Here is a 21,700-nt window from a genome sequence, read left to right as displayed (position 1 = left end):
ATGACCCAACCCACCACCCCAACGCTTATTGTAGTTGCCGGGCCTACGGCCGTGGGTAAAACAGCGGCGGCCATTGAGCTGGCGAAACATTTCAATACGGATGTTGTATCGGCCGATTCCAGGCAGTTTTTCAGGGAAATGTCTATAGGCACCGCCAAACCAAATGCCGAAGAATTAGCAGCCGTAAAACATCATTTTATCAATTCGCATTCCATAGCCGAACCATTTTCTGTCGGCGACTTTGAAAAACAGGGCCTGGCCCTGCTCAACGAACTTTTTAAAACGCACCAGTATGTTATTTTGGCAGGGGGCTCAGGCTTATATATTAAGGCTATTTGCGAAGGTTTTGACGACCTGCCCACCGCCGACCCATCCATAAGGGAAAGGCTAAACCTTGAACTGGAAGAAAAAGGCATTACCGGCCTTCAACAAAAACTAAAACAGGTGGACCCTGATTATTATAAGCAGGTTGACCTCGCCAACCCACAGCGGATTATCAGGGCGCTGGAAGTTTTTGAAAGTTCGGGCAAGCCATTTTCATCATACCGCCAGGCAACCGTAAACAAACGGCCCTTTCACATAGTTAAACTTACCCTGAACCTGCCGCGTGAGGTATTGTACAACCGCATTAATGAACGCGTTGATATAATGGTACAGCAGGGGCTGCTGGCCGAAGTTAGGGCGCTGCTCCCCTACCGCCACCTTAACGCTTTAAATACGGTGGGCTATACCGAACTGTTTGATTATTTTGATGGCAAAACCAGTTTGGATAAAGCTATTGAAATGATAAAGCAAAACACCAGGCGGTTTGCCAAACGGCAGCTCACCTGGTTCAGGAAAGATAGTTCTTTTCAATGGTTCCAGGCTAATGAAACGGACGTTATCAGCCAAATGATCAACAAAGCGGCCTCTGTTTCTGCAAATAATATAACCGATTAAATTTCAGGTTTAAAATTAGATTAGATACCAATTTAATGCGTATAAATTGCTAATATTGCAGTTTGATTGCTAATTACTACTATTTAGGTGGATTTAGCGGGTTTTTAATTGAACATGCACAAATATTATCTTACTCATCTCCAGGAATTAGAATCTGAGGCTATTTATGTGATCAGGGAAGTAGTGGCCCAGTTTGACCGTCCTGCCATATTGTTCTCAGGCGGAAAAGACTCCATTGTTGTGACCCATCTGGCGCGCAAGGCTTTTTGGCCTGCCAAGATTCCACTGCCTCTTATTCACATTGATACCGGGCATAACTTTCCCGAAACCATGGCGTTCAGGGACAACCTGGTAGCCGAGCTTGGTGTACAGCTTATTGTAGGATCGGTACAGGAGGCTATTGATAAAGGCCGCGCTGTTGAAGAAAGCGGCATTAACGCGAGCCGTAACGAACTGCAGATTGTTACCTTACTGGATGCTATTGAGAATAATAAAATTGACGCAGCCATAGGCGGGGCCCGCCGTGATGAAGAGAAGGCGCGCTCAAAAGAACGTTTCTTTTCGCACCGCGATGAGTTTGGCCAGTGGGACCCTAAAAACCAGCGCCCCGAACTCTGGAACATTTTTAACGGCCGTAAAAGAATGGGCGAACATTTCAGGGTGTTCCCTATCAGCAACTGGACCGAAATGGATATATGGAATTATATCCTGCAGGAAAACATTGCCATCCCATCGCTTTATTTTGCGCATAACCGTGAGGCTGTTTACCGTGATGGTACCTGGCTGCCCGCATCTGAGTTCCTGGTACTGCGCGATGGTGAGAAGATTGAGAACAAGTTGATGCGTTTCCGTACCCTGGGCGATATTACCATTACAGGCGGCATTGAGTCTGATGCTGATACGCTGGAGAAAATTGTAGCCGAAGTATCAGCCACCCGCAGCACCGAACGCGGCAACAGGAGCGATGATAAACGCTCAGATACCTCAATGGAAGACAGAAAAAAACAAGGTTATTTTTAAAATGGGTTGTATGTTTTAGGCAGAGCGTTTCACCATATCAAGAAAACGCATCACTTAAAACCTACAACGTATTATGTACATAAATTATGGAACTATTACGTTTTACAACAGCAGGTAGTGTAGATGACGGAAAAAGCACGCTCATAGGCCGATTATTATACGATTCCAAATCGATCTTTGAAGATCAGATGGCCGCCGTAAAACAATCGAGCGAAAGAAAGGGATTGCAGCATATTGACCTTTCTTTACTTACTGACGGCTTACGGTCTGAAAGAGAACAGGGTATTACCATTGACGTGGCGTACCGTTATTTTGCCACACCTAAACGTAAATTTATAATTGCCGATACCCCGGGCCATATCCAGTATACCCGTAATATGGTTACAGGCGCATCTACAGCCAACCTGGCTATCGTACTGATTGATGTGCGCAAGGGCGTTGTGGAACAAACCTGCAGGCACTCCTTTATAGCATCGCTGTTAAGGATACCGCATATTATTGTTTGCATCAACAAGATGGACCTGGTTGATTACTCTGAAGAAGCGTTTAATAAAGTGGTGGAACAATACCATGCCTTTGCAGGTAAAATTGAAGTTAACGATATCCGTTATGTACCCGTAAGCGCGCTTGAGGGCGACAACGTAGTAAATGATTCAGTAAACATGCCATGGTATAAAGGTGAGAGCCTGTTACATACGCTGGAAACCATACATATAGGCAGTGATGAAAACCATGCCGACGCGCGTTTTCCGGTACAAACCGTAATTCGCCCGCACGCGGCAGAGTATCATGACTACCGGGGCTACGCCGGTCGCATTGCTGGTGGCATATTTAAACCGGGCGACCAGGTAACGGTGTTACCTTCGGGCTTAACATCAACCATCAAATCTATCGATACCTTTTCGGGACCGGTTGATGAAGCTTTTGCGCCCATGTCTGTATCCATCACTTTAGAGGATGATATTGATGTAAGCCGTGGTGATATGATCATTAAAGATGACAGTGAGCCGCAGGTAAGCCAGGACCTTGATGTGATGCTTTGTTGGATGGGGTCAAGAGGCCCGCGCCCGGGCGCCAAGTACCACTTAAAAAATACCACCCGCGAGGTAATGGCCATTATTAAAGAAGTAAATTATAAGCTTGACATTAACACCATGGAAAAGCTTGAAAACGCCGGCGATATTAAAATGAACGAGATGGCGCGTGTACGCCTGCGTACTACCCAGCCCGTTGTTTTTGATGAATACCGGAAAAACCGCATTACAGGATCATTGATACTGGTTGACGAAGCCACCAATGAAACCGTAGCTGCCGGAACTATATTTTAAAAGCCTCCTGCCATAAGGAGGTTTACTCAAAACGCTGATCTGTTTTACGCTGTCATGGCTTTTATTATGCCAGGGGGAGAAAACTGAATATATTGGGGCGGGATAATTATTTAATACTAATCTTCTTTAAGATAACCTCCTGAAGCTGCGATAAGATAGAAACCAATCTTTTTTATAGCAAAATTGAGATGTATAACGTATTTTAGCCGCATTATTGTCAGATGCCTTTGCAAACTAAACGGCAACAATGTTCTTTAAGAGATCACCGCAAAACGTTATTGCACATTACCTTGTATTAACTCCCTTGAAACACAAATGAATAAAAACCATTATGCGATCATTATGGCGGGCGGCATAGGCAGCCGTTTCTGGCCAATAAGCCGCTCCTCGCATCCCAAACAGTTTATAGATATACTTGGCACCGGCCAAACACTGATACAAAACACCTATGAGCGTTTCCTGAAAGTTTGCCCGAAGGAAAATATTTATGTGGTAACCAACGAGAGTTATACCAAACTGGTTAAAAGCCAGCTGCCCGATATGTCCGATCAGCAGATCCTTACGGAACCTGCCATGCGTAATACCGCGCCCTGTGTGGCCTATGGCTGTTTTAAGATAGAAAGCCTTAACCCTGATGCCGTTATTGTGGTGGCCCCCTCTGACCAGCAGATCCTGGACGAGGATGCTTTTATAAGCGCCATTGAAAGGGCATTGCAAACCGCTGCCAGCCATGACTGCCTGATCACCCTGGGCATTAAGCCATCCAGGCCCGATACCGGTTATGGCTATATCCAGTATACCGACCATACCATCAACCACGATTTTCACAAGGTGAAAACCTTTACCGAAAAGCCTACCCTGGAGATTGCCAAAACCTTTATTCAAAGCGGCGACTTTTTATGGAACGCGGGTATCTTCATCTGGTCGGCCGGTGCTATTTTAAAGGCTTTTGGCCAGCACCTGCCCGAAATGCACGAGATCTTCGCGGATGCCCGCCCGGTGTACAACACGGCTGATGAACGTACCCATATCCATAAAGCCTACCAGCATTGCATCAATATTTCCATTGACTATGGTATTATGGAAAAGGCCGATAATGTTTATATCCTGCCTTCGGAGTTTGGCTGGAGCGACCTGGGCACCTGGGCCTCTATTTATGACCTGGCCGAAAAGGATTATGTTGGCAATGCGGTGATCCCTTCGGAAAAGGTGATCATGTATGATTCATCTAACTGCATGGTGAATGTACCCGGCGAAAAGCTGGTGATCCTGCAGGGCATGCATGATTTTATCGTGGTGGAATCAAACAACACCCTGCTCATTTGCCCACGCGACCAGGAACAAAATGTAAAACAGGTGGTGGCCGACGTAAAAAACAAATTTGGCGCTAAATATATTTAGGCACCGGCCGAGAGGAAACGAAGACATTTAAAGTAATTAAATAAAATAAGTATATGACCATTACTCCAACCTCTATTGAGGGACTTATTATTTTAACTCCACGTATTTTTAACGACGACCGGGGACATTTTTTTGAATCATTTAACGAGGCATCCTTTAATGATGCAGTTGGTTATGAGGTTCAGTTTGTACAGGATAATCAATCCTTCTCCACAAAAGGCGTATTGCGCGGACTGCACCTGCAAAAAGGCGAACATGCCCAGGCTAAACTGGTAAGGGTAACACAAGGTGAGGTATTGGATGTTGCTGTTGACCTGCGTAAAGGATCGGCCACTTACGGGCAGTATCAAAGCGTGCTGTTGTCGGCAGATAACAACCAACAGTTTTTTATCCCCCGCGGATTTGCCCACGGATTTATTGTACTGAGCGATACTGCGATTTTTCAATACAAATGCGATAATTATTATAACAAATCAGCCGAAGGCGGGTTGCATTATGCAGATCCGGCTTTGAACATAAACTGGCAGCTGAGCGCAGATGCCCTTAACGTATCTGATAAAGACAAAGAATTGCCTTTTCTGAAAGATATAAGCGACCTGGGCTTTTAATAAATAACCAACATATTTTAACATATACGAATATGCAAAACATCGTAGTTTTCGGAGCTTCGGGGCAATTAGGGCATTGCTTAAAGAACGTTGCCGACGCAAAGCAAATAAACAATATTATTTTTCCTCCGGAGAATGAAGCAAATATTCTTGATACTGATGTGTTATCAAACCTATTTGAACAATATAAACCGGCTTATGTAATTAACTGCGCTGCCTATACCGCCGTTGACAAGGCCGAGGATGATGTTGACCTTGCGCGTAAAATAAACCGTACCGGCGCCGCCAACCTGGCCATGCAATGTAAAGAACATGGCGCTGTGCTTGTTCATGTATCAACCGATTTCATTTTTAAAGGCGATACGCCTCACCCACTTGTGGAAACTGATATTGCTGAGCCTATAAGCATATACGGACTTACCAAATTAGAAGGCGAGCAGGATATTGCCCGCATATTGCCGCAACATTACATTATACGTACCAGCTGGCTATATTCAGAATACGGCAATAACTTTGCTAAAACCATGCTTAAATTAGGCGCCGAGCGCGATGAGCTAAAAATTATTGCCGACCAGGTGGGTACGCCTACTTATGCTATTGATCTGGCTGCTGCCATACTTGATATCATAACTTCAGGCGGCGAAAATTTTGGCATTTACCATTATAGCAATGAAGGGGTAACCTCCTGGTATGATTTTGCCAAAGCCATATTTGATATTGCGGGCAGCAAAGTAAAAGCTTTGCCCATACGTACCAACGAATACCCAACCAGAGCCACACGGCCTGCCTTTTCTGTAATGGATAAAGCAAAGATCAAAACTACTTTTAATATTGAAATTCCTTACTGGCGCGATAGCCTGACCGTTTGTTTGGAAAAACTTAAAGCGCAGTAAAGCGTGATTAAACAGAAAAGGAGGTAACCCCTCCTTTTTTGTTTAATCATATTTTTGTTCGGGGTTTCCCACCGCCCTCGCTTCTCCCGTACAGAAAACATCCCGTCTGTTCTACGACATACCGAAAAGGTATTTATTGATGCTCTTCACTTTTGTTAGCTGAGCCATGATCAGGATAAATATGATCTCGGCTACAAGTGTTACGCCATAAAACAGCGGCAGGTTTTGTGTGCCAACAAAACTGGTCACCAATAATATTGGCACTACATGCCATAAGTAAACACCCAGTGAATTTGTACCCAACCATTGTACAGCATTAGAATTGGGGAAGGCGCCTGCTTTCGCTTTTATTAGCAGTACATTCAAAAATGATAAGTTAAACAGGAAGAAAAACACAATAGTGGCCACTGTGTTAGGATAGAAAAACAATAAAATATTTGCTATAAAGCTAACAGTAGCTGTTATAATACTGAGTGTTAATTTTTGTTCGGGTTGATTTCGCAGATAAATTCCGAAAACAAAGAATACATAAAAGTAAGGCCTGAATGTTTTTAAAATATAAATTAAGCCTTTAAAAATGGCCGAACTGGTTTTGTACGTGTCCTGGTAATTGTATAAAACAAAGAAGCTAACAGAAATTATACCGCTGATAACCAGTAACGCAGTGATTGAAATATTTAATTTTTTGGAGCCCCATGTCATGAACACCCAGCTTAAGAATGCCGGAATAAACCATAGATGGTAGTAAGGAAATATAAATGATTTTAAAAGCGCGCTTATGCTGAAAAGAGATTTATGCTCCAATAAATTGCTCACTATTGTGTACCCGATAACGGCAATAGCCCAGGGGATCATGACCCGGAAAAAATACTTGGAAACAAGTTCTTTAAAAGTAATTAAGCTAATTTTTTCTCTGTTGAACAGAAAACCGCTTACTCCTATAAAAATTGGCATGTGAAAGCTGTAAATAATATATCTTACTATATTATCTGAACCCTTACCCTGCAAAACATGACCGATTATAACCAAAATTATAAGCGAACCTTTTAACAAGTCAATATTCTGAAATCTCATATTTGAATGTATAACAATTGTGAACAGGTAAACGATAGAAGTTACAAACAGGTTTCAGGCATTCCCCATCAGCACATAAATCTTCCACCATATTTTTGCCTTTACCCGGCTTTAAACGGGCCAAAACTACTTATTATACATTAATAAGTTTATAAAAATGATTTAGAAACTTTTAATATTAACCCAAAAGAATTATTTAATAATCCGCCCCGGTCAAAACCAACATCATATCCAACGGTGTAATTATTTTTTAATGGCCTGATGCCTTCAAGATACACGGAAGTTTGATGAACTTTTTTAAACGGCCCTATAGTCGGGATCATAATTTGATTGGCAGGGCCCTGGAACGGCCCGCTGCCCGTTTCGTAGGTGCCCCGGTTTATAGAATATGATAATTTTCCGGTATACAGCCATTTAAAAACAGAGAATTCAGCGGCGGTATGGAAGGCCAGAACCCTGTTGTTAATAAAATAATTTCGGGGCGATGAAGGTAACCCTTCCCTGGCGTCGGCTTCGGTAGTTACAAACGGTGTTCCCAATCCCATTCCTTTGTATGACCACCCCTCAACATACTCATAGTTGTTGTAATAATTTTCGGCTCCTGACGCGGTTGGTTTTGAAGATATATATCCACCCTGATTGGTTGTATTTAAAATTTCGAATAAAATTTTCTTCCAATAAAAATTGCCCTGACCAGCCTTATTATTTACAAATTTCAACCCGTTTAAGCCGTCAGCAATATTAGCCAAATGAGCTAAGCCTCCTTTATCATAAAATGATTGACGATATAGGGATACGGTGAATGCGTCGAATTTATATTCGGCCCCAATATCCAATGATCCCAAATGGTTGCCAACTTTTGAATAGGTATAGGTTTTTCCCAATACTACGTACCAGAATGTTTCTGACCCCGACAAATTAAATGGCCTTAAAATATCCTTTTCGTCACCCCATAGCGCTTCATGATTATAGCCTGCCTCTATTTTAAATCTCCAGTCGGGCATACCTATTTTTGTGTAGAACGTATTTTCCCAATAATATGACTTTGATTTATTAACCTTAGCACGGGCATAATCTATATCAATATTACCTAAGTATCCGGTTGCAATGTTGCCCTTGACAGCAAATAATTTCCCTAATATGGGAATACTATAATATTGGGGTATGCCTAAACTGATCTTTGGTATGCCTAAAGCATTACCCGAGATGGAAAATGAGCCTGATGATAAGGTAGAGTCAGTAAGGCCAACGATATCTTTTGAACGCCCGGCTTTTAATTCAAAAACACCGGCACGGCCTTTCAAATAACCCTCTACCAAAATAAATTTGGAGTAATTGCCTATGTTACCCCTGCCTTCAAAACTGCCAGCCCAGTCAAATAGCTTGGTTCGCCGGGTTGTGTCGTAATCTTTACTGATTTGGCCAATAAGGCTACCCGACCCACCTTTAAGAGGCACACTGCCAAATTGATTTGATCTTAACCAAAAAGGAACCGCGTTTGAAGATGTTGCTATTCCCTGGGCTTCTAAGTTAATGTGAAAGGTATTTGTTTGGGCTTTTGCCACTGTGTAAAAGAACGTTATTGTCGTAAAAAGCAGCAGTCTCCTCATACTTATTAAATAAGATTAATAATTATTTTAATGTTAAATTAAAAATTTCATATTAAAACATCCATTTTAATTCAAAGTTATCATTAAAACGACAAAAACAGAATATAAATTAATAAACTTTCGTTATTTTATTTATAATTTAATTTATCTCCAAACACCAGATCTAAACAAAATCACAATAACTTAATAAACAGACACATAGGCAAAATCTATACTTAATTTTAGTTGCCTATCCATAACTATTAATTAAATTACTATAATTAATATTAAAGAATTTATCTGCGTAATTGTACGGCAAGAAACTATTTAGAGCGCTATCCGAAAAAATGGGTAATTTTTGAAGCTTTTACCGCGCCACGCGGCAGGCTTGAGGAGTTATTTATTACGCGGAAATAAGGCAGTGATGACCAGCTTCATAAATAAATAATATTGTAACGGTGTTCAAACATATAGTTGTTTTGCAGTAACTATACACCTGGTTACATCGTCGGCATCTATCTTGTCAATCTATAATAACAGGCAAATTTGGTTTAAAATGCAAAAGTCTGAATGCTATCTCTTTAGATAACATTCAGACTTCTGCGTTTTGAGATTATATTAAAGGTGCTTTATACTTTATTATACTGATTCTTTAAATCTGGCCCTTTAAAAAACTGTAATCCGTAAATTAACGGTCCGCGTATTGATCTTCATAATATGACTGGTAATTACCCGAGGTAACATTTTCCAGCCACGCTTCATTGCTCAAATACCAGTCTACCGTTTTTTCAAGCCCTTCTTCAAACTGCAGGCTTGGGGTCCATCCCAGTTCACGTTGTAACTTGGTAGAGTCAATCGCGTAGCGCAAATCATGCCCGGCCCGGTCGGTTACAAAGGTTATCAGTTTAGCCGATTCACCTTCGGCCCTACCCAATTTTTTGTCCATTATACTGCAAAGCAACCGGATCAGATCTATGTTTTTCCATTCATTATGCCCGCCAATATTATAAGTATCCCCCGGCTTAGCCTTATGGAATATTAAATCAATAGCCCTTGCATGGTCTTCAACCCAAAGCCAATCGCGTATATTTTCGCCTTTACCATATACAGGCACGGGTTTGCTGCTTTTTATATTGTTAATGGCAAGTGGAATAAGCTTTTCAGGGAAGTGAAAAGATCCATAGTTATTTGAACAATTGGATATCACGGCATTCATACCATAAGTATCGGCATAGGCTCTCACAAAATGATCTGAACTTGCTTTAGATGCCGAATATGGGCTATGCGGATCATAAGCGGTTGTTTCGGTAAACAAACCATCTTCTCCTAATGTACCATAAACTTCGTCAGTCGAAACATGGTAAAAACGCTTATCGCTATAGTTGTTTTTCCATAAATGGCGTGCGGCGTTTAGCAAATTTACGGTGCCAACAACGTTGGTCATCACAAAATCAAGCGGATTAGTGATTGAACGGTCTACATGGCTTTCTGCCGCAAGGTGAATTACCGCGTCAAACTGTTCTTGTTCAAACAGGCTGTTTATAAAAGCAGCATCAACAATGTCGCCTTTTACAAACTGATAGTTTGATTTATTTTCCAGATCTGTAAGATTCGCCAAATTTCCGGCGTATGTTAATTTATCCAAATTAACTATCTTATAATCAGGATAAGTATTTACAAAACGCCTTACAACATGAGAGCCGATAAAGCCGGCACCGCCGGTAATAAGAATTTTTTTCATATGTAAGTAATTCAAAATAGTCCTATGGCTAAAGCAGCTAAGCCATAAGACTATTGAAGTTTATTAATGCAAACCGGTAAATTAAATATTAGTACCGATTGCTTTTACTTGAAATCCTATTGCCCGTAATTTTTCAGCATCAAGCAAATTACGTCCGTCAAATATTTTAGCAGGTTTTAACATGCTATCATAAATTCTTTGCCAGTCATAATCCTTAAATTCATCCCACTCTGTTAATACAGCAATGGCATGAGCACCTTTACAAGCCTCGTACGGATCAGTTACCACGTTAACTCCCTTTTTATTTTCTTCGGGTGTTCTGGTAGCCAGGTAATCAAGGTCAAAATATATCTGGCCTTCTAAAACCTTAGGATCATAAACTATGATATGGGCCTGCTCATGTAACAGATGATCAGCTACGTAAATTGCAGCAGATTCGCGGGTATCATTGGTATCTTTTTTAAAGGCCCAACCCAGGAAACTAATTTTTTTACCGTTAACTGTATTATATAATTCCCTGATCATCTGGTTTGCAAAACGTTTTTTCTGATGATCATTCATAATAATAACCTGCTCCCAATAATCGGCCACTTCCTGTAAACCATAGCTCCTTGCAATATAAACAAGGTTTAAAATATCTTTTTGAAAGCATGAGCCGCCAAATCCAACAGATGCCTTTAAAAATTTAGGGCCAATACGGCTATCTGTTCCAATAGCCCGGGCAACTTCTTTAATGTCGGCCTCGGTTTTTTCGCAAAGTTCGGTAAGCGAATTGATGGATGATACGCGCTGTGCAAGAAAAGCATTGGCGGTTAATTTCGATAACTCAGACGACCAAACGTTGGTTGTTAGTATCCGTTCTTTAGGGATCCAGTTGGCATAAACATCAACCAAAGCCTGAACAGCCGCCCGACCTTCAGGGGTAGTATCACCACCAATTAAAACACGGTCGGGCGCATCAAGATCCTCTACCGCTGTACCTTCTGCAAGGAACTCAGGGTTTGAAAGGATCTGGAACTGCGAACCATTACCGGTATGCGTTAAAATATCTTTGATAGCACTTGCGGTTCTAACCGGCAAGGTTGATTTTTCAACAATAATTTTATTATTTTTTGCTACACGCGCAATTTGCCTGGCACAAAGTTCAATCCACTTTAAATCTGCAGCCTGGCCTTTACCAGCGCCATAAGTTTTAGTTGGCGTGTTTACCGATATAAATATCATCTCGGCCTCATCAATAGCCCCTTCCACATCAGTAGAAAAAAACAGGTTACGATTCCTGGCTTCGGCCACAACAGCGCTTAAACCGGGTTCATAAACAGGTATGTTTTCAACATCGGCATCATTCCACGCAGCTATACGCTGTTCATTAAGATCGACTACTGTTACTTTAATATGTGGACATTTTTTTGCGATCATGGCCATAGTTGGTCCGCCAACGTAACCGGCCCCTATGCAGCAAATTTTGGTGATTTTGGTCATATTTCTTATAACGTATTTGTGATAAACTTCAGGTGAACTAAATAATAGCGAAAATATCAATTATAATTGCTTATTTCAATAAAATTAAATGCGTTTATGGCTTAATACTTTGTATATATTTTCCGTAACCGCTTTTTATGTACTTTATTGCTAATTCCTGTAGTGCTTCATAGCTTATAAAGCCCATTCGGTAAGCAATTTCTTCAATACAGCCAATTTTGGTATCCTGTCTTTTCTCTATCACGCGCACAAATTCTGATGCATCACTAAGCGAATCAAAAGTACCGGTATCAAGCCATGCTGTACCTCTATCCATAACGCCAACATGAAGCTCGCCTTTTTCAAGGTATACCTTATTTACATCGGTAATTTCAAATTCGCCCCGTGGCGATGCAGGGATGTTTTTTGCAATTTCAACTACCTGGTTATCGTAAAAATAAAGTCCGGGAACGGCGTAGTTTGATTTTGGTTCGGCAGGTTTTTCTTCAATAGAAACCGCTTTAAATTCCTTATCAAACTCAACAACTCCATAACGCTCAGGGTCGGCAACAGGGTAAGCGAAAATAGCAGCGCCTTTTACGTCAACAAAGCTTTGCATTAACGCACTAAAACCTGATCCATAAAATATATTATCGCCAAGTACCAGTGCTACCTTGTCATCCCCAATAAAGTCGGCACCTATCACAAAAGCCTGTGCAAGCCCGTTTGGCACTTCCTGTACCGCAAACTTAAAGCTGCAGCCAAGTTCACTTCCATCGCCCAGTAAACGTATAAAACCAGCCTGGTCATCGGGTGTGGTAATGATCAGGATTTCATTTATCCCTGCCAGCATTAAAACCGACAAAGGATAGTAAATCATTGGTTTGTCGTAAATGGGCATCAGTTGTTTGCTGATGGCTTTTGTAATAGGGTATAATCGGGTTCCTGAACCGCCCGCAAGTATAATTCCTTTCATAGAATGGAGTATTATTTTTATTTGTTACTCGATACCAATATCGTTAATTCAGTTTGCTTTCAATTTACTTAAAAAATCCTGATAAGCTGCTTTAATTCCCTCAGTAAGTTCAATAGTGTGTTTCCATCCTTTACTGTGAAGTTTACTTACATCCATTAGCTTCCTTGGGGTGCCGTCTGGTTTTGAAGTATCAAATTTGATTTGACCTTCATAGTTTATAATACTTTTGATAAGCAGTGCAAGATCCTTTATTGAAATATCCTCGCCGGTACCAATGTTAACCAAACCAGGTTCGTTATAATTCTGCATTAGATAATAACAAGCCTCGGCAAGATCATCGGCAAACAAAAATTCCCTTTTTGGTGATCCTGTTCCCCAGATAGTTACCTCAGGTAATCCCTGTTCCTTGGCCTCGTGAAAACGGCGGATAAGCGCTGGTAAAACATGTGAGTTTTGAGGATGATAGTTATCATTGTAGCCATACAAATTTGTAGGCATTACAGATATATAATTACAGCCGTATTGTGAGCGGTAAGCATCGCACATTTTTATACCAGCAATTTTGGCAATGGCATAAGGCTCATTTGTTTCTTCAAGCAAACCGGTAAGCAAATACTCCTCCTTTAATGGCTGCGGGGCCATTTTGGGATATATACAGCTTGACCCTAAAAACATCAACTTCTTAACATTATTAAGGTATGATTGATGAATGACATTATTTTGTATCTGTAAGTTATCGTATAAAAAATCTGCACGATAGGTATTATTAGCAATAATGCCACCTACTTTTGCCGCAGCCAAAAATACATGATCTGGTTTTTCTGATGCAAAAAAATCTTTTACCTGCTGTTGATCTCTAAGATCAAGGTCTTTTGAGGTACGGGTTACAAAATTTGTAAATCCTTCTTTTTTAAGCTTTCGGTATATTGCCGAACCTACCATTCCCTGGTGCCCGGCAATATAAATTTTATCGTGTTTTTCCATTGATGCTATTCAAACTGGTTTTTTATAGCGTAACCTGAGTCTTTTAATAGTTTCTCTCTTTTAAACAGATCAACATCTGCTGCAACCATCTCTTTTACCAGGCCTTGCAGATCATATTTAGGTTCCCATCCCAATTTGGTCTTTGATTTTGTAGGATCGCCTATCAGCAGGTCAACTTCTGTTGGGCGGAAGTATTTTTCATCAACCGCAACAACTTCTTTACCTGTTTCAATCTGAAATTCAGGATCACTGCAGCTTACCACATATCCTTTTTCATTAACTCCTTCGCCTTTGAACTCAACAGTGATACCAACTTCTGCAAATGACATTCTTACAAATTCCCTTACACGGGTGGTAACTCCGGTAGCTATTACATAATCTTCGGGCTTTTCCTGCTGCAATATAAGGTACATTGCCTCTACATAATCTTTGGCATGTCCCCAATCACGTTGCGCGTCCAGATTTCCCAAAAATAATTTGTCCTGCAAACCCATAGCTATTTTGGCGGTAGCGCGGGTTATTTTACGGGTAACAAATGTTTCGCCCCGTAACGGGCTTTCATGGTTAAATAAAATTCCATTGCAGGCGTAAATGCCATATGCTTCGCGATAGTTCACCGTAATCCAATAAGCATACATTTTGGCTACAGCATATGGTGAACGGGGATAAAACGGTGTAGTTTCTGATTGTGGAACTGCCTGAACCAAACCATAAAGCTCAGATGTTGACGCCTGATATATTTTGGTCTTTTTTTCTAATCCTAAAATACGGATGGCTTCTAATAAACGCAGGGTTCCTATACCATCGGCATTTGCAGTGTATTCGGGCGTATCAAAACTAACCTTAACATGAGACATTGCACCCAAATTGTAAATTTCATCGGGCTGTACCTGTTGAATGATACGTATCAGGTTGGTTGAATCGCTCAAGTCGCCGTAGTGAAGTGTTAATTTAATTTCAGTTTCATGCGGATCCTGATATAAATGATCAATCCTATCGGTATTGAACAATGAACTTCTGCGTTTTATACCATGTACCTCATAACCCTTGCTTAAAAGCAACTCTGTTAAATAGGCCCCGTCCTGACCGGTAATTCCCGTTATTAAAGCTTTCTTTTTCATATCTTAAATGTGTGTGTTAAAGTTTGAGTATCACTTGGCGCCTTGGCTATATCTAATATGTGGCTGTAATATTGATCAATAATTATATCCCAACGATATACCTGTTCAATTTTCAATTTGTTATTGTCTAACTTTAGTTGATTATCATCCGTTGTTTTGTTTACAGAATCAATAAAAGTTAATACATCATCATCATTGGTAAAGTAAAAAGCATCTGTACCTAAAATATACTCATTAAAGGGGTTTTTATTTGCACAGATCAGGCTGTTTGAGGCCATAGCCTCAAGCAGCGAAGGGTTGGTTCCGCCTACGGTGTGGCCATGGAAATAAATATTTGAATAATACCTAAGATTATTCAGTATCTCGATATCGTAAATGCCTCCTATGAACTTAATATGGGGATGCGATGAAAATTTATCTTTCAAATAATTTCCATAAACCGTTTCGTGTTTGCCGATAACTAAAAAATCAAGTTTTGAGCTGGCCCTGGCAACACCATTCAAAATAATCTCTATGCTATTCTCAGGCTCCAAGCGGGCAATGAGCATATTGTATTGCCCGGGCTTTAAGTTATAATCTTTAAGAACAGCAGGGTTACTATCTTCAAATATATGTGCGCCGTAAGGTATAAAAACCGAATCTTTCTTATATTTTTCTGATAAATACTTTTGTATCCCTATAGAGTCGGCTATTAAATGATGGCTATATTTTACACCCAATTTTTCCGCGTAGAGTAAAAACTTTTTCACCTTACTTGAGTACTTTGTTCTTTTCCATTCAAGGCCGTCCATATTGGTTGTAATAACCGACTTTTTTGAAGGCAATAAAGCACCCCATACCGAACTACTGGTATAGCCTAATTGTAAAATAACATCACAATTTCTTTTGCGTACATCCAGGATACAATTCAGGTCATAAATAAACTGGCCGGCAGTTCCCCATTTGTACTCCGGATCATAACAGTGAACAATTTCAACCCCTTTCCAGGTACTTTCTGTATACGGATGATTATGAGAATTGTAAACAATTACCTCCATTCCTTTTTGAACCAAGCCCAGTGCCAGATATTCGGCACATTGTTCAAAACCTCCATAATGGTTTGGTATACCCCGTGTACCAATAATTGCAATCCTCATATAAGCGTTAAATTTAGTTCTCTTAGTTTTAGTTATTGTAAGTGTATCGTGTAAAGCCTGCAAGTAGGAGCCTTTATATTATCATTTAAAATGATCTGATTAGACCTTACTGATATCACATTTTGATCATTTAATGTGGATAAGCCATTACCCGACAGTTCCTTAACCTCGCAAACCACATTGCTGGCATTGCTATTGTTGCTTAAAACAAGGTTTAACTTTTTGCCAAACCAGCCACTACACGCGGCCAGAATTTTTATAGTCTTGTTATCTGACGAGCGGGCCGCAATCACTTCCAGATTGTCATCGTCCGGGCCATCAGGAATTTTCACGCGGCTGGTCATTCCATCGGTTAATTCATTATAAAGCACGTAGCTATTGGCAATATTTGTTTTAACAAAATTCAATTGCTTTGAAGCATTTCTTTTAATATCAAACAAGCCCCAATTGTCGGCGATTGGGTAAAAGTAAATTCCATCAATTCCATTCTTTTCTGCCCATATCAGGGTAGAAACAACATCAACAGCTGCGTTAACTGATTTTAAATATGGCGATGGAAGAAATGCATTATACTCAGTGCAAATACTTTTAGTGGAACTGTAACCATATTTAGCCAATAACCGGTTAACGGCCAAAGCCGAAGGTTTAAAGCCCGACAGGCCCCGTCCCTGCTCATAAACGTGCCACGAAAAAAAGTCGATCGGAACCCTGTCACCTGAGGATCCGTTACCATTAGGGTCTGAAAGATAAGCGAGCAAATTATCGGCAAATGCCTTATGCTTGATCACATTTGATATCCCACATAACCCAACTTTTAACTGGGGGTAATTTTTCTTTAAAAGCAGGATGATCTGGCGGCTCAATTGATTGAATTTAGTTTGATCCCCTTTCCAAAAGCCAATATCAGGTTCGTTCCAAATTTCAACATATTTTAAAGCATAACGATGGCCGTTACCCCATCCATTTACATAATGGCCAATAATATTATTAGCTATTGTACACCATTTATTTACATCAGGAGGGTTGGTACCCATTCTGGCAAGGTTGGTAACTGCGCCTACACTGGCTCCCAAGCGGATAAAGGGTTGGAAACCATTGTCAAACATTGACTGCAAAATCCTGTCTGATGACTTAAAATCATAGCTATCCGGCGAGTTGGGGTCGGCATTCCAATTTGGGAATATTACATCCCAATCAAAACTTTTAGAATCATGGATCCTTAAGGTCTTGATGCCAATTTTTTTAATAGGATCAAAAGTACTACCCGGGTAAACTCCAAAATTTTCGCCGCTGTGCGCTATATTTCCCCCCAATGCCATCCCAAACTGGGTGGTGCTTGACAAATCTATATTGGCATTATAGGTTGAATTTTGTGAACAACATGTAAAATGGCTAATAGCTGTTATAGTTATAACCATTAAAAAGATTTTCCTGAACATGTTAAGTGATTTTAGCATTACTGATAATTAAGCCGTTAAAAATATCTAACAGGCTATTTGTTTTATATTCCCATGTATATTCTTTTGGTAAATCAACTTCTTTTTTATTAACAAGCGCTTTAGCAATCAGCGATGAAAATTCTTCCTTGCTATTTGCCACATATATAAAATCCGATAATTCATTCATTCCGGCGCCCTGGGTTCCTACAACTCCCAGACCGGCTGCCAGGTACTCATACACTTTTATGGTATCAGCACCATGCTCCAGATGATCATTTACATAAGGAATAATGCCCACATTAAAGTTTGTAACATAGGCCGGATACTCCTTATAATGCTTATCGCCCAGATAATGAACGTTTTTACCTATTTTAATTTGTTTGAAAACATTTTTATCTAAAATTTGCCCAAGTATTACAAAGCTTTTGTCTCTGTTGTTCTCAACGCAATAGTTAAAATACTCGTAGTTGAACAGGTGCGTTATTTTCCCCCCAAAACCAATTATCGGTCCTTTAATTTGCTTCAAATCATTAGGAACCTCATACTTTTTCTTAAATTTTTCAAAATCCGCTCCATTCTTAATGAGAATACATTCCTTTAAATTAAAGTGTTGCTCATAATACGCTATGTTTTTTAGGGAATTAGTAACCCAAACATCAGCGCAGTCTGCAAATGTCTGATAGGCATTTGTTAATTTTCCGGCTATTGATTTATTTTCTGGAAACAACAAAAAGTTATCCCAGCCGTCAAAAACCGTCGGACTTGCGTACTTAGCGGCAAAGCCTGCAGAAAAAACATTCTGAGAAAATAAAATATCAATTTTTAAATTCAGAAATGCTAAAGCCTTGTTAAAGCTATTTATAAACTCATCATTAGCGAAGCCTTCAAAAAACCATCCTTTCTTTTCTAAAATGGGACCAAGCAGGTCATGTGATAGGTAGTCAAAAACGTATAGTTTATTACTTACTTTATATATTTTAGCTTCTTTATCCTGATATATAACTTCTCCTGTTAGTTTTAAACGTTTTCTTTTAAAGAATATTTCCGAATAAGTTATCGGCCGGTTTAAAACAATAACATTATCAACCGAAGTGTTCGATACAAGGTGCTGTATTACGTGCGAATCTCTGGTTCTTGATCCCTCATCCTCAATTTTCCGCCAGTCGTGGTATGGAATACATAGTATGTTCATATTGCTTAAACTTTTTTGTTTTTAGGATTGGGATTGACCCTTTTGTTATAAATATTGAGAAAACGATCATGAATGACAGATCGCTTAATGTGTTAGAGAAAAAGGAATAAACTAAGATCAGTATCAGATAAATGAGTTTGAAACTGAAAAACTTACTGTTATTCAAATAAAGGGCGCCAAAAATGATCACTACACAGAGCACACCTATAACTCCCAGGTCATTATAAAACCACAAGTACTGGCTGTAATTTTTAAACTTGGGGAAAACCTTCTTTATCGGGTCAAAATATTTGTAGGGCCCGTCGCCAATTACCTTCAGTTCTTGATGGCTTAAATAAACAACAATGTCGGCTCTTTCCGGTACGCCCTGGTCTACAGCACCTTCGGCATCAAAAAACGACAACTGTTTATCAAATATCTTGTGGTGAAAAAACTCATACCTTTCTACAACGAAATCATTTAAAGGTGTAACATAAATGGTTACCACCAGCAATGTTGCCGAAGACACCAATAAGAAAAATGTTTTAATATTGAGCTTAATTAAAAAGTAAAAGCCTATGGTTAATAACCATAACAATGAAGATACATTTGACCCGGCCAGCAAAACTGTTATCGAAAACCAAATAATATAGAATATTTTACTTGATTGTTTGAGGTGTGTTTTTTGAAATAAAAGAAAAATTATGAGTGATAAAAGAAAAAAGCACAGGCCGTGGTCATTCGCAAAAAAGAATGTGCCATAGCCTACGTCCTCTAAATTTATCCCCCGGGCACTCATGGCAACTATCAATGTACCCAGCTTTTTCTGCGCTAACAGTATCGGTAATTGTATAGTACCAACAAAAAGGAAGAACTTAAGCAGTTTGGTAAAATCAAACCTGAATAAATTGTTCTTTATAAAATAGTATATGGTATAAGGAACCACGGCAAACGCAAAAACGTATAAAAATATTAATATTGGTGCACATGAGTTAACTAACCCAGACACTATAATAACTGCGCTTAAGAGAACAAACGGGTACTTATTTACTTTTGTGGTTCGTTTGGAAATTAAATTAACGAGCAATAGCACGATCGATAATCCGAGCGTACACATGGTATTACTAACAAGCCCAATGGTTTGAATAAGCCCCCCAACAAGGAAAACTACAATAAGAAGTCCATAAAATAATCTTTTTTTATACATGCTGTATTATATAATACATAAATTCACTTTACTTATTTATGTAGTATTTAAGTGTATATCTGAAATAACTTAATAAAATCCTGGTAGTGTCTATTAAGAAATAAGCAGGACTTATTATGGTGTGTTTTTTTGCCCAATTAAACCTTGTTTTTATATTTAATGGCGATTTAATTGAAGTTTGTGTAAGATATAGAAATTTAAAGGAAGGTTTGGATGTTGAAAGTTTATCAAACCTTAATCCTGTTTCCTTTACCATACTGCGCACAATTGCCTTTGGCGATATGATCAGTTTATAACCTGCCTTACGGGCCATATGCGAAAAATCAAAGTCTGACGCATAATGCGGGAAAAGATCATTATCAAATAACCCGATCTTGGCAAAAACTTCCATAGGAATGAGCATACCGCGCCCTGGCAACAGGTCAGACTCTATAAAATCCAGTTTCTCTATCTTTTTATAAATATCGCCGGTTTTGCCAAAGTTATCCTTCATTCTGGTGGTGTAAATATTCCAATGGCAGCCGGCAAAATCTACATTATTAATATCATCAAAGTCTACCGAAACAGATCCCACCAAACAAGGCTTATACTTGTTATAAGTTATCATCAACTGTTCAAGGTAGTCATCGCCAGCTATCAGGTCATTATTTAATGTTAGTATAAAGCTTTCTGCAGTATCTTTTAAATTTAACACATAATTTATACCAAAATTGGTTGCAGCTGTCCACCACATTGAATCATCGCCTTTAAGCAAGACAACCTCGGGAAATTCATTTTCAATTAAACTTTTATAGCTGTCATCACCTGTGCAATGATCAACCAGAATAACCGTAAAATTTTTAAAAGTTTGGTTTTTCAGAGATTCCAGGCACTTCCTGGTAATTTCTAACCTTTTAAAAACAGCTATGATAATATATATATGATCTTTCATTTTTTATTCTACAAGTCATTATTTAACAGAAAGGTTCCGATACTTTTAAATGAAGATGAATTTTTCTTTATCCAGTCGTGATCCTTATCCCACCATTTAATATCCATAAGCAGCTTGATCTCATCTTCGGTAAATCTGTATTTTACGTGTTTTGCGGGCACACCCAATGTAATGCTGTAATCATCAACATCTTTTGTAACAATGGCGCCGGCGCCAATTATAGCACCATTACCAATCTTTACCCCATCAAATATCTGTACATTATTTCCAATCCAAACATCATTGCCAATTTCTACGCAGTACGGGCTATTATCAATATATATGTGCTCTTTAAACAATTGCTCATTAACGTAAGTAAATCCGGCTTGCTTATTCAGCGAAAAAAAAGCCGGATGAATAGAAACGAATTCTTTGGACGGATGTAGCCCCAAAGAAATTGTAACATTGTCGCCTATAGCACAATAGCGTCCAATCTTTGCCCGTGCAATAGTCGAGTTATTTGCAATATAGGTGCCGTACCCAATATAAGCGCCTTTGAGCTTGGTGTTTCTGAAAATAGCATTATTGCCTTCAAAATACACTTTACTATCAAGTTCCACATTACGTTGCAAGGTCACATTTTTTCCATAGCATTTCCTAGCCCTGAAATAAAGTTGTTTCAGATAATTATATAATAGATTT

General features: G+C 39.5%; 19 protein-coding genes. 6 read left to right on the top strand and 13 right to left on the bottom strand.

The genetic code is table 11. The features are described from left to right. From miaA to rfbD, 6 genes are all read left to right on the top strand, one after another. Positions 1-939: a tRNA (adenosine(37)-N6)-dimethylallyltransferase MiaA gene (gene miaA, locus J2W55_RS01995; RefSeq protein ID WP_310091358.1), complete on the top strand. Its 939-nt coding sequence runs from the start codon at positions 1-3 to the stop codon at positions 937-939. Between the two features lie 114 nt (positions 940-1,053). Then, positions 1,054-1,959, top strand: a complete 906-nt coding sequence (cysD, locus tag J2W55_RS01990) for a sulfate adenylyltransferase subunit CysD (protein WP_310091355.1) — start codon at positions 1,054-1,056, stop codon at positions 1,957-1,959. Between the two features lie 86 nt (positions 1,960-2,045). Continuing rightward, positions 2,046-3,287 carry a sulfate adenylyltransferase subunit CysN gene (gene cysN, locus J2W55_RS01985; protein ID WP_310091353.1) on the top strand — a complete coding sequence of 414 codons (1,242 nt, stop codon included), beginning with the start codon at positions 2,046-2,048 and terminating at the stop codon, positions 3,285-3,287. Between the two features lie 315 nt (positions 3,288-3,602). Then, positions 3,603-4,688: a mannose-1-phosphate guanylyltransferase gene (locus J2W55_RS01980; protein ID WP_310091352.1), complete on the top strand. Its 1,086-nt coding sequence runs from the start codon at positions 3,603-3,605 to the stop codon at positions 4,686-4,688. 53 nt (positions 4,689-4,741) lie between these two features. Then, a complete protein-coding gene (gene rfbC / locus J2W55_RS01975) occupies positions 4,742-5,296 on the top strand; it encodes a dTDP-4-dehydrorhamnose 3,5-epimerase (RefSeq protein ID WP_310091350.1) in 555 nt (184 codons plus the stop codon). Between the two features lie 32 nt (positions 5,297-5,328). Beyond that, complete coding sequence (gene rfbD, locus J2W55_RS01970) at positions 5,329-6,189, top strand: dTDP-4-dehydrorhamnose reductase (RefSeq protein ID WP_310091349.1); 861 nt, start codon at positions 5,329-5,331, stop codon at positions 6,187-6,189. A gap of 111 nt (positions 6,190-6,300) precedes the next feature. Here rfbD and J2W55_RS01965 read toward each other — a convergent pair whose 3' ends face one another. The 13 genes from J2W55_RS01965 to J2W55_RS01905 form a co-directional block, all read right to left on the bottom strand. Continuing rightward, positions 6,301-7,263, bottom strand: a complete 963-nt coding sequence (locus tag J2W55_RS01965; RefSeq protein ID WP_310091346.1) for an acyltransferase family protein — start codon at positions 7,261-7,263, stop codon at positions 6,301-6,303. A 149-nt stretch (positions 7,264-7,412) separates the two neighbouring features. Beyond that, positions 7,413-8,873 (bottom strand): capsule assembly Wzi family protein, encoded by a 1,461-nt coding sequence (locus J2W55_RS01960; protein WP_310091343.1) that lies wholly within the window; start codon positions 8,871-8,873, stop codon positions 7,413-7,415. Between the two features lie 667 nt (positions 8,874-9,540). Beyond that, a complete protein-coding gene (rfbB, locus tag J2W55_RS01955; RefSeq protein WP_310091341.1) occupies positions 9,541-10,593 on the bottom strand; it encodes a dTDP-glucose 4,6-dehydratase in 1,053 nt (350 codons plus the stop codon). Between the two features lie 81 nt (positions 10,594-10,674). Then, on the bottom strand, positions 10,675-12,075 hold the full coding sequence (locus J2W55_RS01950) for a UDP-glucose 6-dehydrogenase (protein WP_310091339.1): 1,401 nt from the start codon (positions 12,073-12,075) through the stop codon (positions 10,675-10,677). Positions 12,076-12,169: 94 nt separating this feature from the next. Beyond that, complete coding sequence (gene rfbA, locus J2W55_RS01945; RefSeq protein WP_310091337.1) at positions 12,170-13,030, bottom strand: glucose-1-phosphate thymidylyltransferase RfbA; 861 nt, start codon at positions 13,028-13,030, stop codon at positions 12,170-12,172. Positions 13,031-13,078: 48 nt separating this feature from the next. Beyond that, positions 13,079-14,014, bottom strand: coding sequence for a GDP-L-fucose synthase (gene fcl / locus J2W55_RS01940; protein ID WP_310091333.1), 936 nt, complete (start codon positions 14,012-14,014; stop codon positions 13,079-13,081). A 5-nt stretch (positions 14,015-14,019) separates the two neighbouring features. Further along, on the bottom strand, positions 14,020-15,135 hold the full coding sequence (gene gmd, locus J2W55_RS01935; protein ID WP_310091331.1) for a GDP-mannose 4,6-dehydratase: 1,116 nt from the start codon (positions 15,133-15,135) through the stop codon (positions 14,020-14,022). Further along, the gene (locus J2W55_RS01930; RefSeq protein WP_310091329.1) at positions 15,132-16,271 is read right to left on the bottom strand and encodes a DUF1972 domain-containing protein; all 1,140 of its coding nucleotides are present in this window, start codon (positions 16,269-16,271) and stop codon (positions 15,132-15,134) included. The genes gmd and J2W55_RS01930 overlap by 4 nt, the downstream gene beginning before the upstream one ends. Positions 16,272-16,303: 32 nt before the next feature. Further along, the gene (locus tag J2W55_RS01925) at positions 16,304-17,710 is read right to left on the bottom strand and encodes a GH39 family glycosyl hydrolase (protein WP_310091327.1); all 1,407 of its coding nucleotides are present in this window, start codon (positions 17,708-17,710) and stop codon (positions 16,304-16,306) included. Position 17,711: 1 nt separating this feature from the next. Then, positions 17,712-18,902 carry a glycosyltransferase family protein gene (locus J2W55_RS01920; protein WP_310091325.1) on the bottom strand — a complete coding sequence of 397 codons (1,191 nt, stop codon included), beginning with the start codon at positions 18,900-18,902 and terminating at the stop codon, positions 17,712-17,714. Then, positions 18,859-19,890, bottom strand: a complete 1,032-nt coding sequence (locus J2W55_RS01915; protein ID WP_310091323.1) for a hypothetical protein — start codon at positions 19,888-19,890, stop codon at positions 18,859-18,861. Before J2W55_RS01915 ends, J2W55_RS01920 begins: the two co-directional genes overlap by 44 nt. A 226-nt stretch (positions 19,891-20,116) precedes the next feature. Further along, positions 20,117-21,019 carry a glycosyltransferase family 2 protein gene (locus J2W55_RS01910; RefSeq protein WP_310091321.1) on the bottom strand — a complete coding sequence of 301 codons (903 nt, stop codon included), beginning with the start codon at positions 21,017-21,019 and terminating at the stop codon, positions 20,117-20,119. Between the two features lie 8 nt (positions 21,020-21,027). Then, on the bottom strand, positions 21,028-21,636 hold the full coding sequence (locus tag J2W55_RS01905) for a CatB-related O-acetyltransferase (protein WP_310091319.1): 609 nt from the start codon (positions 21,634-21,636) through the stop codon (positions 21,028-21,030). Positions 21,637-21,700: the final 64 nt, after the last annotated feature.

Source organism: Mucilaginibacter pocheonensis, from assembly GCF_031456535.1.
Lineage (GTDB): Bacteria > Bacteroidota > Bacteroidia > Sphingobacteriales > Sphingobacteriaceae > Mucilaginibacter > Mucilaginibacter pocheonensis.
Note: the sequence above shows the minus strand (reverse complement) of the source record. Positions and strands in the feature narration are given on the sequence as shown.

Excerpts from the sequence above, each read along its gene's own strand:
- miaA (WP_310091358.1), top strand. The coding sequence starts at position 1 with ATGACCCAACCCACCACCCCAACGCTTATTGTAGTTGCCGGGCCTACG.
- cysD (WP_310091355.1), top strand. The coding sequence starts at position 1,054 with ATGCACAAATATTATCTTACTCATCTCCAGGAATTAGAATCTGAGGCT.
- cysN (WP_310091353.1), top strand. The coding sequence starts at position 2,046 with ATGGAACTATTACGTTTTACAACAGCAGGTAGTGTAGATGACGGAAAA.
- J2W55_RS01980 (WP_310091352.1), top strand. The coding sequence starts at position 3,603 with ATGAATAAAAACCATTATGCGATCATTATGGCGGGCGGCATAGGCAGC.
- rfbC (WP_310091350.1), top strand. The coding sequence starts at position 4,742 with ATGACCATTACTCCAACCTCTATTGAGGGACTTATTATTTTAACTCCA.
- rfbD (WP_310091349.1), top strand. The coding sequence starts at position 5,329 with ATGCAAAACATCGTAGTTTTCGGAGCTTCGGGGCAATTAGGGCATTGC.
- J2W55_RS01965 (WP_310091346.1), bottom strand. The coding sequence starts at position 7,263 with ATGAGATTTCAGAATATTGACTTGTTAAAAGGTTCGCTTATAATTTTG.
- J2W55_RS01960 (WP_310091343.1), bottom strand. The coding sequence starts at position 8,873 with ATGAGGAGACTGCTGCTTTTTACGACAATAACGTTCTTTTACACAGTG.
- rfbB (WP_310091341.1), bottom strand. The coding sequence starts at position 10,593 with ATGAAAAAAATTCTTATTACCGGCGGTGCCGGCTTTATCGGCTCTCAT.
- J2W55_RS01950 (WP_310091339.1), bottom strand. The coding sequence starts at position 12,075 with ATGACCAAAATCACCAAAATTTGCTGCATAGGGGCCGGTTACGTTGGC.
- rfbA (WP_310091337.1), bottom strand. The coding sequence starts at position 13,030 with ATGAAAGGAATTATACTTGCGGGCGGTTCAGGAACCCGATTATACCCT.
- fcl (WP_310091333.1), bottom strand. The coding sequence starts at position 14,014 with ATGGAAAAACACGATAAAATTTATATTGCCGGGCACCAGGGAATGGTA.
- gmd (WP_310091331.1), bottom strand. The coding sequence starts at position 15,135 with ATGAAAAAGAAAGCTTTAATAACGGGAATTACCGGTCAGGACGGGGCC.
- J2W55_RS01930 (WP_310091329.1), bottom strand. The coding sequence starts at position 16,271 with ATGAGGATTGCAATTATTGGTACACGGGGTATACCAAACCATTATGGA.
- J2W55_RS01925 (WP_310091327.1), bottom strand. The coding sequence starts at position 17,710 with ATGTTCAGGAAAATCTTTTTAATGGTTATAACTATAACAGCTATTAGC.
- J2W55_RS01920 (WP_310091325.1), bottom strand. The coding sequence starts at position 18,902 with ATGAACATACTATGTATTCCATACCACGACTGGCGGAAAATTGAGGAT.
- J2W55_RS01910 (WP_310091321.1), bottom strand. The coding sequence starts at position 21,019 with ATGAAAGATCATATATATATTATCATAGCTGTTTTTAAAAGGTTAGAA.